Annotated in this window: 13 protein-coding genes; 9 read left to right on the forward strand and 4 right to left on the reverse strand. The window is 58.3% G+C overall.

Annotated features, from left to right (window positions below):
* The first annotated feature begins 80 nt into the window (after positions 1–80).
* The 9 genes from CEY11_RS13440 to CEY11_RS13475 all read left to right on the forward strand — a co-directional run bounded on the left by CEY11_RS13440 (position 81) and on the right by CEY11_RS13475 (position 10,342).
* On the forward strand, positions 81–1,316 hold the full coding sequence (locus CEY11_RS13440) for a CaiB/BaiF CoA transferase family protein (protein ID WP_143322832.1): 1,236 nt from the start codon (positions 81–83) through the stop codon (positions 1,314–1,316).
* Positions 1,313–2,608, forward strand: a complete 1,296-nt coding sequence (locus CEY11_RS13445; protein ID WP_088603911.1) for a CaiB/BaiF CoA transferase family protein — start codon at positions 1,313–1,315, stop codon at positions 2,606–2,608. The genes CEY11_RS13440 and CEY11_RS13445 overlap by 4 nt, the downstream gene beginning before the upstream one ends.
* A 195-nt stretch (positions 2,609–2,803) precedes the next feature.
* Positions 2,804–3,727: an enoyl-CoA hydratase/isomerase family protein gene (locus tag CEY11_RS13450; protein WP_088603912.1), complete on the forward strand. Its 924-nt coding sequence runs from the start codon at positions 2,804–2,806 to the stop codon at positions 3,725–3,727.
* Positions 3,724–4,680, forward strand: a complete 957-nt coding sequence (locus tag CEY11_RS25140; RefSeq protein WP_143322835.1) for a hypothetical protein — start codon at positions 3,724–3,726, stop codon at positions 4,678–4,680. The genes CEY11_RS13450 and CEY11_RS25140 overlap by 4 nt, the downstream gene beginning before the upstream one ends.
* A 185-nt stretch (positions 4,681–4,865) precedes the next feature.
* Positions 4,866–5,312: an SRPBCC family protein gene (locus CEY11_RS13455; RefSeq protein ID WP_088604034.1), complete on the forward strand. Its 447-nt coding sequence runs from the start codon at positions 4,866–4,868 to the stop codon at positions 5,310–5,312.
* Positions 5,313–5,424: 112 nt separating this feature from the next.
* Positions 5,425–6,639 carry an MFS transporter gene (locus CEY11_RS13460; protein WP_088603913.1) on the forward strand — a complete coding sequence of 405 codons (1,215 nt, stop codon included), beginning with the start codon at positions 5,425–5,427 and terminating at the stop codon, positions 6,637–6,639.
* A 121-nt stretch (positions 6,640–6,760) separates the two neighbouring features.
* Positions 6,761–7,297: a G/U mismatch-specific DNA glycosylase gene (gene mug / locus CEY11_RS13465; RefSeq protein ID WP_088603914.1), complete on the forward strand. Its 537-nt coding sequence runs from the start codon at positions 6,761–6,763 to the stop codon at positions 7,295–7,297.
* A 200-nt stretch (positions 7,298–7,497) separates the two neighbouring features.
* Positions 7,498–8,583 carry an RCC1 domain-containing protein gene (locus CEY11_RS13470; protein ID WP_088603915.1) on the forward strand — a complete coding sequence of 362 codons (1,086 nt, stop codon included), beginning with the start codon at positions 7,498–7,500 and terminating at the stop codon, positions 8,581–8,583.
* A gap of 10 nt (positions 8,584–8,593) precedes the next feature.
* Entirely contained in the window at positions 8,594–10,342 is a 1,749-nt protein-coding gene (locus CEY11_RS13475) for a multicopper oxidase family protein (RefSeq protein WP_088603916.1), read from the forward strand.
* A 64-nt stretch (positions 10,343–10,406) separates the two neighbouring features.
* Here the strand turns inward: CEY11_RS13475 and CEY11_RS13480 are convergent, their stop codons facing one another.
* The 4 genes from CEY11_RS13480 to CEY11_RS13495 all read right to left on the reverse strand — a co-directional run bounded on the left by CEY11_RS13480 (position 10,407) and on the right by CEY11_RS13495 (position 15,059).
* Positions 10,407–11,051, reverse strand: a complete 645-nt coding sequence (locus tag CEY11_RS13480; RefSeq protein ID WP_088603917.1) for a hypothetical protein — start codon at positions 11,049–11,051, stop codon at positions 10,407–10,409.
* Positions 11,052–11,212: 161 nt separating this feature from the next.
* A complete protein-coding gene (locus CEY11_RS13485; RefSeq protein WP_088603918.1) occupies positions 11,213–12,577 on the reverse strand; it encodes an amidase family protein in 1,365 nt (454 codons plus the stop codon).
* Positions 12,577–13,308 (reverse strand): ABC transporter ATP-binding protein, encoded by a 732-nt coding sequence (locus CEY11_RS13490; protein WP_088603919.1) that lies wholly within the window; start codon positions 13,306–13,308, stop codon positions 12,577–12,579. The genes CEY11_RS13485 and CEY11_RS13490 overlap by 1 nt, the downstream gene beginning before the upstream one ends.
* On the reverse strand, positions 13,305–15,059 hold the full coding sequence (locus tag CEY11_RS13495) for a branched-chain amino acid ABC transporter ATP-binding protein/permease (RefSeq protein WP_088603920.1): 1,755 nt from the start codon (positions 15,057–15,059) through the stop codon (positions 13,305–13,307). The genes CEY11_RS13490 and CEY11_RS13495 overlap by 4 nt, the downstream gene beginning before the upstream one ends.
* Between the last annotated feature and the right edge of the window lie 12 nt (positions 15,060–15,071).

Genomic DNA, 15,071 nt, shown 5'->3' on the forward strand with positions numbered 1-15,071 from the left:
AGGAGATTTCAAGTGGCCTCGGCAACGTGCACAACCACAGTGGGTCGTCGGCAGTGACTGACATAAACTCTACGATTCCTTTGGCTGATCCGATCCAGACATCGGATATGGACAGCGCCGCGAGGCACCCCAGCCTGCCGCTGGCGGGGGTACGGGTGATTGATTTCACCCATCACGCCGCAGGCCCGATGTGCACGATGCTGCTTGGCGATTACGGTGCCGAGGTGATTAAGATCGAGCCGCCGGGCGGCGAGGCATTTCGCAGTTCCGGCACAGTGCGAGTACAAGGAGAGCATGTCGGCTTCCTTGCCTTGAATCGCAACAAGAAAAGTGTAGAGCTGAACTTGAAGTCGGAGGCCGGCCAGCGAGCAGCGCGGGATTTGATCCGCGACGCACATGTCGTTGTTGAGAACTTCCGGCCAGGAAAAATGGCGCGAATCGGCTTGGACTACCACAGCCTGCTCGCAGTGAATCCTCGCTTGATCTATTGCTCGCTATCGGCATTTGGGGCCACCGGGCCATATAGCCATAAACAAGGGCTGGACGTCGTGCTGCAGGCGATGTCAGGCTTGATGAGCATTACCGGAGAGCCCGACGGTGGGCCTCTACCGGCGGGGGCACCGATCGCGGATATCACGTCCGGCATTTTTGGGGCATTGGGGGTAGTGCTCGCTGTGCTTGAACAACGTCGCAGCGGCGAGCCTCAGCACGTCGAGATTGCGATGTTCGAATGCATGATTTCAATGCTGAATCTACGCTATCAACAGATGTTCGCCGAAAAAAGGGCGTTGAGCCGGATCGGGGCAAGCCATCCGCAGGCATCACCCTGGGACGTTTATCAGGCAGCCGACGGGCAATTTGTCATCGCCGCGACACGCGACGAGTATTGGTATCGGATGTGCGAAGGGCTGGGCATAGGCGAATACGCGCGCGACCCTCGGTTCGTCAATATCAAAAGCAGGGTCGCCAATCGTGCTCAGGTTAATGCTTTGCTCAATGATCTATTCAAGACACGTCCAAGGCAGTATTGGCTGGAACTGCTGGATGAGGCGCAGGTGCCGAACGGGCCAGTGAACAATCTGCAAGAAGTACTTAACGACGAGCAGGCCAAGCACAATGGCACATTTATCAGTATGCAGCACCCAATTTCAGGAGAAATTGAAACGATCGCACCACCGATACGCATTAATGGCCGCGCGGCCCCTCACCTCGGGCCACCGGCCCTGGGAAATAGCACCGCGGCGATTTTGCGCGAATTGAATCTGGCGATTGCCGATTTTCCTTCCTCGGATAATCGGCAAGGAGAGTTGGAATGAGCTTAAACGCAGCATCGCAGCCATCATCCCAGAATATGCGGCATTCCGGCGCTCCCGTGGACAAACGCTTACCATTGGCCGGCACTACCATTATCGATCTCACACACGTCATTGCCGGCCCATTCGCCTCAATGACGCTGGCCGACCTGGGCGCTACGGTGCTGAAAATAGAGAATCCCGGCCGCGGAGATACAGCGCGAGGCACGCCGCCGCATGACGAAGGCATCAGTCATTTTTTCGCGGCGGTGAATCGAAATAAATACAGTGTTGCGCTAAATCTGAAAAACCCGCAGGGTAAGGCATTGCTGGAAACCCTAGTAAAGCAAGCCGATGTTGTACTACATAATTTCAGGCCAGGCGTTATGGAAGGCCTAGGCCTTGGATACGATGACCTGCTTAAACTAAATCCACAATTGATATATTGTGCAATCAGCGGGTTCGGCCAAGAAGGCCCATTGCGTGATAGGCCGGCGTTTGACAGTGTCATTCAAGCCATGTCGGGGCTTATGTCTCTGACCGGCACACAAGACGGGCCGCCCATGCGCGCCGGGCTTTCAGTGGGTGATTATATTCCCGGGCTTTACGCTGCGATGGCCGTCATCGTCGCCTTGCGAGATCGAGACCGCAACGGCAAGGGGCAATTCATCGATGTGAGCAATTTCGATTGCCTGTTCAACATCATGGGCTATTACATTCCGTACTACGAGCTGGTGGGCAAAGTGCCGGTACGTACTGGCGGCGCCCATCCTACGGTTGTACCGATGGGAGGATTCCCCACCTCGGACGGCTATCTCGTAGTGGCCGCGTTCAACCAGGGCTTTTGGCGTAATTTGTGCCGCGCACTGGGGCACGCGGAATGGATCGATGATCCACGCTATGCCACTCTTTCGACTCGAGCGGCGCACAGTGAAGTGCTGTCACGAGACCTCGCCGCAGTAATGGCTACCCGTACGACGGCCGAGTGGGAAGCGATTTTCGCGGAGCATGATGTGCCTTGTGGGCCGGTTCTCAACGTGGCGGATCTGGTCAACCACCCTCAGGTCGAGCACCGACAGCTGGTCGGTAAGCTGGGCGTGGGCAAATTGCGTGCGCCAATGCGGCCGATCAAGTATCAACACTTCGAGCAAAGTGTGCGGCTCGCACCGCCGCACTTGGGCGAGGATACCGTCGCAATTCTGAGCCGATTCAATTGCGTGGATCCAGATAAGCAGGCCGAACAGTTGGCGGCGTGGGCTGCGACTGGTGTGATTCAAGATCCCACGTTGCCCATGCCAGCCAAACCGGGGAAATAGAATTCCCGGCGTTTCATCCCAGGAGCGCTGTTCACTATAACAAAGACAAGAGGTTTCCATGACATACGCATCGGTCGGGTTGCCTCAACATGCCGCCTTGGGCATGGTCGGCAGCCGCCTCGCCACGGGGCATGGAGGCATCGGGATTCATGCAGCGTATTCGTATACTAAATATAGCTATAGGCAAATAAAACCATGTCTAGAAAAAAATACCCGTTTGATTACATCAAGTACGAAGTAGACCGCGAGGCGAAAATTGCTACCGTAACGTTGAGTAATCCCGGCAAGAAAAACGCCACCCCGTTCTGGGGAGAAGAACAGTTATTGGATACGATTGATGCTTGGGAGAAAGATGACGACGTAAAAGTCGTTTTGATTCGGGGTGAGGGCGATAATTTTTGCTCGGGCCACGATTTAAATGGCTATTTCGACGGCTTTGGCGTCCGGTCAAAAACCAAAGACCGGCTCGCCAATCGTCATCAGTTGATGCTGGAGCGTGATTTAAGACAAGTGTGGAGACGGCTCTTTTTTTCATTGAAGCCGACAATTGCCGAAGTCCGTGGCCACTGCATAGAGCTTGGCAATGCGCTGCAGGCTTGTTGCGATATTACCATTGCAGCCGACGACGCAAATATCGGAAATCTTGGCCAAGTGGCGGGGATTTCAGGAATAACGATAATCCGCCTTTACGCTCACTTGATTGGCTACAAGCGAACCAGAGAAATGATGACGACCGGCCGCACTTGGAGCGGCCGCGAAGCGTCATTGATCGGCTTGATTAACCGGGCAGTCCCGAGCGAAGAATTGGCCGAGGCTGCCATGGCGGAAGCGCGGAGAATTGCGATTCTGCCGATCGACGGGATTGTCATGGGTAAGGCCTATACCCATATGGTTTGGGAATCGATGGGCATGGGACAGGCATTCACTGAGAGTTATTTTGGCCACGCATTTGGTCTCAAGCTGAAATTTGAAGATGGCGAATTCGCCTTTTTCAAGGAGGTGCGTGAGCATGGCGCTGGAGAGGCAGTCAAAAAGCGCCGCGCTCATTATGAGCCGCTTGGCGGGTTTGGCCCAAGGGCTGAAGCCCGTATTGTTCCTAGCCGGGAAAAACCTGAGTGAGCGATTACCATATGCTTTCGGATGACGATTGCTCATCTATCGAGGCGCGCGTACGCCGCGCCGTCATCGCCGATCGTCAGCCAGGCTTACATCTGCTGGGCCATTTTCTGGATTTCCAGTACGAGCGGCGCCACAACCGTGCATGCATTGCTATCCAGCAAGGGCCGCACTGCACCGACGAGAACGGTGAAATCGATGCGATTAGTTTTGGGGTTTTTGTAGACATCGCACTTGCCACTTCTGTTCGCTCGCTGTTGAAGCATTATGGGCGGCTCGCGACGTCCAATATCTATCTTCAACTGAGCGGGATCCCTCTCACCGGCAAACTGACGGCCACATCGAACTTCGTTGGCTTATCTCAGAATCTCGCCGCTAAGCGTGGGAGCGTCCAAATTTCTATCGAAGGCGCCGACGGCTGCGTTGGCCTAGCCATAGCAAGCTTCGTGCTGCTTTCATCTGCGGCGACAACGAAATCCGTACGGCCGGCACTGGGCAAACCCGATGGTGCGATGCCGAAAGACCACAGCCGGCAAGAACTATTGGTGCTTGATCGCGCTGAGCATGCAATTTCCGAGGCGCGGGCAAAAGAGCGCCCGTTTTGCCGGGCGTTCTGGGGAGTGACACCACGGCCAACGCCGGAAGGTGCTGCCATGACCGTGGAAAATGACTATCTTGTCGCCAACAAAGTCGGCCATCTGCAAGGAGGCTTCCAGTTAGGGGCGGCTTCTGCATGTGCGGCGGCTGCGCTCGGTTCTGAATGGCTCCATACGGGATCGCATGCATCATACATGCGGCCGGGAGTAGAACCGGCCGTTAATGTGGCGTCCACTATAGTGTATAAGGGCAACACTAGCGCCGTCGTGCTGACGAAGATTACGGAATCCGAGTCTCGTTTGATTTTTCAAGCAACGTCAACACATGCGTTGCGCGCGAGCCTGGATAGCGCACAATAAATCGACACTGTGTTAACCAATTTTTAGCTCGAAAAGAACTCATCAGCGTCTCCCCAACTGGGAGCAATTGCTTACAAGAATTCGGGCCTCATAGGTGGACAGCATTTGCTCTGGCTTCTATGATATGTGTACGGTGTACACAAAATAGGCAATCCAGGCCATTCCCGACCCAAGGAGACATGAACATGCCCACCGGAACCGTCCAACTCCATCGCGTCCTGCGCACCACGCCCGAGAAGGTCTACCGCGCCTTCGTGCACGGCGCGGCCCTGGCCAAGTGGCTGCCGCCCTATGGCTTCATTTGCCACGTGCATCAGTTCGATGCCCGCGTCGGCGGCGGCTTCCGGATGTCGTTCGAGAATTTCTCGACCGGCCACAGCCATTCATTCCGAGGCGAATACCTGAAGCTGGTGCCCGACGAACGCATCGAGTACGTCGACACATTCGACGACCCCAAGCTGCCGGGCGAGATGAAGGTAGTGGTGAAGCTGCGTGCCGTTTCATGCGGGACGGAGGTCAGCATCCAGCAGGCCGGCATTCCCGAAATCATTCCTACCGAGGCATGCTACCTCGGCTGGCAGGAATCGCTGGCGCAGCTTGCCCATCTGGTCGAGCCCCAGATTGCGGAATAACCAGGTTCACGTGCGCTAGGCCGAAGCGCTGGAATTGGTCGAATTGGGCCGGGGCGGCGCACCCGGCGCTTGGCTAGCCGAACGCGCTTTCAGATTCCAGGAGACACACCCCATGAATCACCCCTATCGCTGGGTCATCGTCGCGGCCGGCGGTCTGCTGGGCTGCGTCGCCATGGGTGCGATGTTCTCGCTGCCCATCTTCCTGCGGCCGATGTCACACGACACGGGCTGGTCGGTCGCGGGCATCTCCGCCGCGATGACCTTCGGCTTTCTCTCCATGGGAGCCGCCAGCCTGGCGTGGGGCAGTCTGTCCGACCGCTACGGCTCGCGTCCGGTTGTGCTGGTCGGGTCGGTGGTACTGGCGGCGAGCCTGGCGCTGGCCAGCCGCGCGACGTCGCTGGCCGAGTTCCAGCTTGTCTTTGGCCTGCTGGTCGGTACCGCGACGGCCGCGGTCTTTGCGCCGATGATGGCCTGCGTCACCGGCTGGTTCGATACGCAGCGGGGGCTGGCCGTGTCGCTGGTGTCGGCGGGCATGGGCATGGCGCCGATGACCATGGCTCCGCTCGCCGCCTGGCTGGTCACCGCTTACGGCTGGCGCAGCGCGATGCTGGCCGTCGCCGGCATTGCGGCGGCTCTGATGATCCCCGCCGCGCTGCTGGTGCGCCGGCCTCCGACACCGGACGACGGCACGCAGGCCGGTATGGCGGCCGGCGAGCGGCCGGCGGACATGACCGTGGCCGAAGCGGTGCGCTCACGGCAGTTCATCCTTTTGATGCTGGCGAACTTCTTCTGCTGCGCCACGCACTCGGGCCCGATCTTCCACACGGTAAGCTACGCGGTGACCTGCGGCATTCCGATGATCGCGGCAGTAACGATCTACAGCGTCGAGGGGCTGGCCGGTATGTTCGGCCGCATCGGCTTCGGCCTGGCGGGCGACCGGTTCGGCGCGCAGCGCGTCCTCGTCATCGGCCTGCTGGCACAGGCTTTCGCGGTGCTGGCCTATGCATCCGTCAACCGACTCGCCGGCTTCTATGTCGTCGCGACGGCGGTCGGTTTCATCTATGCCGGCACGATGCCGCTGTATGCCGTGATCGTCCGCGAGAATTTCCCGTTGAAGATGATGGGCACGGTCATCGGCGCATTGGCAATGGCCGGCAGCCTGGGCATGTCCACGGGGCCGCTGCTCGGCGGCCTGATCTACGACCGCCTGGACAGCTATACGCTGATGTATGTGGGCTCGTGGGGCATGGGGCTGGCGGCGATGCTGATCCTGATGGCTTTTCGACCGTTTCCCAGAACAAGGGCAGAAGCAGTGCAAGTGGGCTAGGCTGGCACGCGGCGCATGGGGCCAGGGTATGATTGGCGTGACTACATTGCACTTTGCTCAATGGCTTGCATAAGGAATCGGCGGCTTCGCGGCGCCGGTTTTTTCGCCGAAGGCGCCGCACATGGCCGCAGAACCGCTGGTACCTGATCCTTTACCGCCCAAACTTCCCGACGTGCTCACGGGCGGCCTTTCGGTTGTGTTCTGCGGGCTGAATCCGGGATTGTCTGCCGTGGTGTCCGGGCACCACTTCACAAACAAAAGCAATCGCTTCTGGAAAGCGATACACCTCGCCGGCTTTACTGCCGAGCTCATCGAGCCCACCAATGATCGACGCATATTGCAGTACGGCTGCGGCTTGACCGTCGTGGTGGATCGGCCCACGATTCGGGCCGATGAGGTGTCCAGGCAGGAATTCCAGGCATCTCATGGAACGCTCCATCGGAAAATAGAGCTGTTCGCCCCCGCATATATCGCCTTCCTGGGCAAGGCGGCTTATTCGGCCATCTCGGGCCGGCGGGACATTGCGTGGGGGTTGCAGCCCGAGCGATTCGCGGGCGCCGTCGCCTGGGTTCTGCCGAACCCCAGCGGGCTCAATCGGGCGTTCCGCCTCGACGACCTCGTCCAGGCCTACCGTGAACTCCGGTTGGCAGCGTTCTGACCGCACGGGCCTTGCCGCTCGACGAAGCTAGACGAATATTGCTCGCGGATCGCGGCGCCCGCAAGCGGCGGGATCGGTTACGGGATCGGCCACGGGAACCAGCGGTCGGATCCGTACCGGACGCACGTTCCTGAAATAAGCGCGGCGCGGCGCAGGTTCCAGGCTAGAATATTTAACAATTAATAACAACGAGACATATTATGGCCATAGTCCAGATCAGTGCGGGCTCGCAGCGCTCTGTGGCACTCGACGACAAAGGCGCGGCTTGGGGGTGGGGAGCCTTCAAAACCGCCTATCCCAGCTTGCAAGACGCGCTTCCATCAGCCTTGTGTTCTACGGACAAGAGCGAAGTCGGGCACCGGCGCTATGCCCAGCCTTATGCGCAGATGCTCAACCCCGGCACACCCTTTCACCTGATCGCCGACGGCAGCACTCACATATTGGGGGCTTGCGATAGCGGAGCCTTGCTGGCCTGCCGGCCAGTAATTGCACCGGACCATGGCGCCGCCCACCAGGCGGTCGAGGCAATGCCCCACGGGATACGGCAATTGGCCACCATGCAGACCGTCAGCCTGGCCGTGCTGAAGAACGGCGCCGTATGGTCCTGGGGTTTCAATCATCTGGGCCAGCTTGGCCGACCGGCGCTGCCGGCTCAGAACTCTGCGGCGGTACTGGACGGCCTGCCCGCCATTGACCGCCTGGCCTGTGGCTCGGCGCACGCTTTGGCCCTGGATCAGTCGGGCGGCGTCTGGAGCTGGGGCGCCAATCAGGCCGGCCAGTTGGGACATGGCAATCTCAAATCTTCCAGCCAGCCGGCCAAGGTAGTGCTGCCTGAGCCCGTCACCGACATCGCTGCGGGCGATACGCACAGCATGGCCCTGGATGCGGCCGGCCAGCTATGGGCCTGGGGCGCGAACAATCATGGCCAGACGGGCAGCGACGAAGGCGCTTATTTCATTCGCCCCGTCAGGATCCACACCGATTTCCCCGTGCGCCAGATCGACGGCGGCCTGTTTTATACGGCGGCGCTATCCGAGCAAGGCGAAGTCTTTGCCTGGGGTTGGAATGGGCTGGGACAGATCGGCTTGCGGCAGCCGCATTCGTCGCCGCAGGCCTTGCGGATTGCCGGCCTGCCGCCGGTCACCCGCTTGGCCGCCGGGGCAGGCCATGTACTGGCCTGTGACGGCGCAACGGTTTTTGCCTGGGGCGACAACCGTAGCGCCGCCTGCGGGCGGGCCTCCCAGGATCCGGTGATCCTGAGTCCGAATCCCATCCATCTGGCCTGAGGGCATAAACATGAATACGAGCGATCGCCAGCGCGCCGGCCAGCCGTCGGCAGCTGCAACCGACCCGGCGGATCCCAAACGCCGCAATGTCCTGCGCTGGTCGCTGGGCCTGTCCGCCGGACTGATACTGCCGCCCCTGGCGGGCTGCGACAGCAGCGGCGGCGACGCGCAGGCCACGGCGGACACCTTGCCCGAAGCCTCCCGCATCTATGCCCGCAAAGGCCTCATCGATATAGACCTGGTGGCCGCGTATGCCAGCAAAAGCGTCCCGTTCGCGGCGGGCGCGCAAGATGCCTATCCGGGCCAATCCCGATCGATAAGCGCCGATCTGCGCAGCTATAACGGCGGCCTGTTGGCCCCTACGCTATGCCTGAACGCGGGCGATACCTTGCGCATCCTGCTGAAAAACAGGCTGCCTGGAAATGACGCCAAGTACTCCTCGCTAAGCTATCTCAATTACCAGAACAGCACCAATCTGCATTTTCATGGCCTGCACGTGGACCCCAAGGAAATCCGTCCCGGAGTCTACGGCGACTATATGGTGGATAGTGCCGATGCAGGGGTGAAGCCCGGGGCCGACCGCCAGCATGAAATCAATTTGCCGGCCGACCACACCAACGGCATTTACTGGTACCACCCGCATCTGCATGGGTCTACGACTACGCAGGTGCTCAATGGCATGTTCGGCGCCATTCTGGTTTCTACGCCACGCAACGATTTCGATTTATCTGGCGACATCCGCGAAAGAGTCATCTTCGTGCATCGCCTGAATCTTACCGACCAAGGACGCAGCGACAATCTGTACGAATACGCAGACAACAATAACAGCGGCTTTGTGCTGAATGGGGCTTACCAGCCCACCATAGTCATGCGCCCGGGCGAAATCCAGAATTGGCACTTCCTCAATTCGGACGTCTTCTACCCCTTCAGCCCCGTGCTGGACGAACACACCCTGTGGTATTACGCCCGCGACGGCAATGTCTTTGCCCGCAAGTACCAAGCCATCAACGCCGACACGGTCGCGCAAACAGACGGCCGCCTGTGGCCGGGCAGTGTCATGTACCCGGGCAATCGAGATTCAATGCTGGTGCAGGCCAGCAAAACCCCCGGCACTTATTACTTGCGCGCCGCCAAGGCACCGTCGGGCATGAGCCAGGAAATCGTGGCGCGCGTTGTCGTCGAGGGCGCACCGGTCGAGATGGACCTGCCCAGCCCGCACCGGCTGCCTCTGTATAACAGCCATCTGCCCATCACCGATGCCGAGCTGGCCCAAAATGGCGGCAAAACCCGGGCGGTCATTCTGGCCATACTGGACAAGGACAGCCCACTGCTTGTGCAGCCCATCCCTGCGGGCGAAGAATGGTTTGTGCCGGAAACCGACAACGCTTCTCTGGCCAATTCTGTATTTTCCACCGGCAACCAGGGAACCAGGCTTGCACCGTTCCAGTCTGCATTGGCCGCCACGCAAACCGTGGCGCTCAATGCCGTCGAAGAGTGGACTCTGTATAACCTGAACGGCTACCCACATCCGTTCCATATCCACGTCAACGACTGTTATGTCATCAAGGTCAACGGCGAAGACATCGAACCTTACTGGGCCGATACCATTCCATTGCCGCCCAACGGCAGCCCCGAAAAACCCACCTCCGTCACCTTCCGCACCCGCTATACCGACTTCACCGGCAAGTTCGTCTGGCACTGCCATGCCCTGGATCACGAAGACATGGGCATGATGGAACTGGTCGAGGTGGTTGCCTGAGGCCGGCTCTGCTCCGTCGCCGGTGCGGCCTCCAGCACAACCGGCCCAGTGCACCCACAGGGCGCTAGTTCGAAACGCGCTCGATTTTCCCGCAAGCGATGGGCAGCGTCACGGCGGCGGGAATGGGGCCCAGGGACTTGACGGTGGAAGGCAGTTTCGTGTCGGCAGGCACGCCGTGGATGAAAATTACCCGCTTGTCCAGGTTCAGGCCCTGGCCCTTGAAGGCCTTGGCGAATGCCGCAGACAGCTCTTTCACGGATACGGTCTGATGGTAGTGGTAGCTGCCGTCGGCGGCCGCCTTGGGATAATGGCCATGAGCCACGTCCATCGCCGCAGGCATGGTATCGAAGGGCACCATGGTGGTTCCGGCCGCCGGTTCGGTTTCGATCAGATCCACAATGTGGTCGCCGTTGGTGTCGGCCCCCAGCGTCGGGCAGGTGGCCGCGGCATCGGTGGTGAACCCGTGGAAGTGCTGCCAGTGCACAATATTGCCCGGCGCATTCTTGACGCGGATGTCGATGGTGAGCCGATCGCCGTGTATGTCGAAGCGCGCCTCGCCCGTGGTGTCCGATAGCGCCACCTGGCTATTCATGGGCACAAGATGCGCCACGTAATGCTCCGCCGGTGCCGCGGCCAGGCTGGCAGTCGAACATGCCAGAGCGCCCGCCACCAGGCTTGCCGCCGCCAGAAGACTTGAGCTTGCTTTCATTTTCAATCTCCTTAAAGGGCGCCGCGTCCCTTGCGTGGCGTCTGCGCAAGCATCTTAGCGTCATCATGCGCGCAACAGCGGATAAACCGCGTTGGGATGCGGGGGAATCAGTTACTGCCAGGCTTCGCAAAATCTTCTCGGCATATGAAAAATACGAAAGTTCATGCCCTGGTGTGCTGCTCCAGCCAAGCCGCCAACGCAATCAATTTACTGTCTTGCCCCTTGGCCGCCACAAGCTGAACCCCTATCGGTAGCTTCTCATTCCGGGGCTTTATCGGAAAAGACAGAGCCGGATTATGGGTCAGATTGAATGCGGGGGTGTAAGGGTTCCACGACATCCAGTCATCGTCAGGCCAACCAACTGGCGTGTTATGCCCCGCTTCGAAAGCAACAATGGGTAAGGTTGGAAGCATGAGCACGTCAATGTCGTCAAAGACTTTGTTCAACTCCCCCGCCAAGACATCTCGAGCTTGATTCATACCCATCAACGCGGTGACATCAATATCACGCGCCGGTTCGACGAAAGTGAGCAGATCAGGATCCAGCTTCCCCCTGGCGTGCTCGGGAACAGCCTGAACCGCCGCAAGGCATCCTAGCCGATAAAAACGAGCAGCTACCTGAGTAGCCTGCCGAATGTCGAAGTCGACCGTCCGAGTGTCAAAGCCACCGCTCGCTAATATATCCAGCGTTTCCCGCATGCCTTGCTTGACCGCCGCACAACTGTCCTCCCAACGATGATTCGCAAGCAGGCCGACACGCAAGCTTCCGGAACCAGGGATGGTGTCGAAGATCGATTCCCTAAGGCCAACTGATGACCAATCCGCTGATTCTGGGCCACTGACTACACGCATTACGTCCGTCAATTCGGCGACACTCGCAGCAATCGGGCCAGCATGGACAACATTGAAAAATGCACTGGGTTGTGGCACAAGCGGAATCAGCCCGTATGTCGGCTTCAGAGCGAGCGTACCCGTGAAAGCCGCAGGGATACGCACAGACCCGCCAGCGTCGCTCCCGATGGAAGCACGAACGACTCCCGCAGCAACAGCAGCCGAGCAACCGCCACTGCTGCCACCTGGAGTGAGGGCTGGATCCAGAGGGTTACGCGTAATGCCATAACCTGGGCTATCTGTCACGCCCTTCCAGTTAAACTCCGGCGCCCGTGTCTTTGCAAAAAGAACTGCACCCGCGGCAAGCAGCCGGCCAACAAAAACTGCGTCTTTGTCAGCAAGTTCCGTGGTTGTGACTAAGGAGCCGCGCCGAGTCGGCCACCCTTTGACCGCAGCGAATTCCTTAACCGTGAAAGGCATGCCATCTAGGGGGCTCAATGGGCTGCCATTCCGCCAACGATCTTCCGAAGCTCTAGCCAGGTTTAAAGCCTTATTTCGATCGATGAATGCAAAGGCGTTAAGGCTTGCACCTACTTGCTCCGCATGGAGCAATGCAGATTCAATCACAGCAACTGGTGAAACCCGGCCCCTTCGGTATGCTTCACGCAAGGCTTCGTAGGATTGTTGATGGAGCATCAATGCACCTCGTTAGTACTCGTTCCAAGATAGATTTCGGTCAGCCGCGGATCATTGGCAAGCTCGTCTCCTGCGCCGTCTTTGACGATTTTCCCGATCTCGATCAAATAGGCGTGATCAGCTGCCCGCAGCGCCAGACGAGCATTCTGCTCCACCAGCACGATCGTCAAACCTTCCTGCCTCTTATGTTGGACAATGACGTCCATGATCTGTTGGACAACTAGAGGTGCCAAGCCAATAGAAGGTTCGTCCAGAAGCAGAACCCTGGGGCGTGCGATCAGGGCGCGACCTATCGCAACCATTTGCTGCTGCCCACCAGAAAGTGTTCCGGCCAATTGGAGTTTTCTTTCCTCGAGAATAGGAAACAGGGAATAGATCCGCTTCACTTCTTCCGCAAAATTCAACTGCCGCCGGTTGGCATAGGTGCCCAGTTCCAGGTTGTCCTGCACCGTCATTGAGTTGAACAGCGATCGCTTCTCGGGAACCAAATACATTCCGCGACGGACGCGCTCTTCGACGGGTGATCGCCCCAGAGGTATTCCATGGAGCGATATCGATCCGGCATCAGCCAGCAGACCTCCCATGATGGCACGAAGCAATGTAGTTTTGCCTGCACCGTTTGCCCCAATCAAAGAGACCAAATCTCCTTCTTTCACGCTGAAAGAAACATCATTAATTGCACGGACGTGCCCATAGGAAACGGAGAGCCCCTCAACTTCGAGCATGGTCATATCTCAGATCCCAGGTAAGCATTGATCACGTCCGGGTTCTTCTGTACTTCTACAGGAGTTCCTTGTGCCAGCAGGTTCCCAAAGTTCAAAACGAACAGATGATCGGCACATCCCATAACAAGCTCCATGTCATGTTCGACGATGAGTACTGTCATGCCATCTTCATCTCGCAAGGATTTCAATAAATTCGATAATCGCTCTTTTTCCGCCACGCGCAGGCCCGCTGCCGGCTCATCCAGCAGCAGCATGGAGGGGCGCGCCATCAGCGCTCGGGCAACTTCTACCAAGCGCTGACTGCCCAGCGGCAATTCGGACACCTTTTTGCCGGCAACGTCCAGCAAGCCGACCCGGGCCAAGGCCAATTTCGCCTCCTTCGCGAGTTGGGCTTCTTCCGACTTGTCCAGACCCAATGCCGAACTGAATAGACCGGACCGGCCATTGATATAGCCACCTATCATGACGTTCTGCAGAACGTCCATATCCTGAACGAGTTGAACATGCTGAAAAGTGCGCGAGATTCCTTTGCGCACGACGTCGGGGAAATGCTTGGGCAAAGCTTGCCCATTGAGACTCACCTCGCCGCCACTGGCCTTGAGCACCTGGGTCAGAACATTGAACAGTGTTGATTTTCCCGCCCCGTTCGGACCGATCAGTCCCACAATGGAGCGGCTGGGAACAGACATGTTGACATCGGACAAGGCCGTCAGACCTCCGAACTTCATGGTCACGTTTCGAACCACTAAAGTAGCTGGCGGGCGGACAGCCCCAATAGGCCTTTGACTGTGATTGGAACCATCGTTTGGCCTCGTCAGCCCAGGCCGTGAAGACCCCTCCCGAAAAAGCAATCCATTGGGCCACTTGAGCAAAATTACTATGAGCCCGGCACCGAACACCATAGTTTCCACTTGCCCAGGAAGATGCAGCAGAGTGGCAATGACATATTGCGCGGCCAAATCAACACCCGTAAATATCATGCACCCGAGAACCGCACCCAGCGGGCCTGCCGTGCCTCCCAGAACAGCCATAATCAGCAAGTTGATCGATGCCTCTAGAGAAAAGGCAGAAGGACTCAGGAATTGCATATAGCAGCCATACAAGGCCCCTGCGAGACCACCCAGGGCGGCGGATAATACGAAGATTTGGGTACGAATGGTCGACACGTTCACACCGAATGCGCTAGCCATGATGTGATTGTTCTTGAACGCTCGGGCAACCCGCCCGATCCGCCCTTGATAGATGCGGCGATAGCCAATTACCAGCAGAGCAATCACGACCCAGATCGTTAAAGCCGTTTCGCGTGTATTGAAGCCGTGGCCGAATAGAGTTATGGGCTGTACCCCGCTCAATCCCGATGCGCCACCTGTCAAGTCCATTGCACCGACAAAGCAGACAGAAATCGCTATGCCGTACGCCAGTGTCGCCAGGGGCAAATAATGCCCTTTCAATTGCAGGGTCAATTTAGCCAAGATATAACCGACCAAAGCACAAGCCAGTGTTGCGCAAGCGATAGCAAGGAAAACCGGCACGCCGGCCCTCATCGTAAGCAAAGCGGAAACATAGGCGCCGAGGCCTAGAAAGGCGGCATGCCCCAGCGATACCTGGCCCGTCGCCATCAGGAACGCCAGACCAATAACCACAATGGCATTTACGCCCAACACAGCAACCAACCCAACGTAATAGGTCGATGCAAAGATGATTAACAGCAGAATAAGCGCCCCGATAGAGGCGTAAAGGGTTTTTTCCTGATTCATCGATTGAGCGCC

This window comes from Candidimonas nitroreducens (assembly GCF_002209565.1).
Taxonomy (GTDB): Bacteria; Pseudomonadota; Gammaproteobacteria; order Burkholderiales; family Burkholderiaceae_B; genus Candidimonas; species Candidimonas nitroreducens.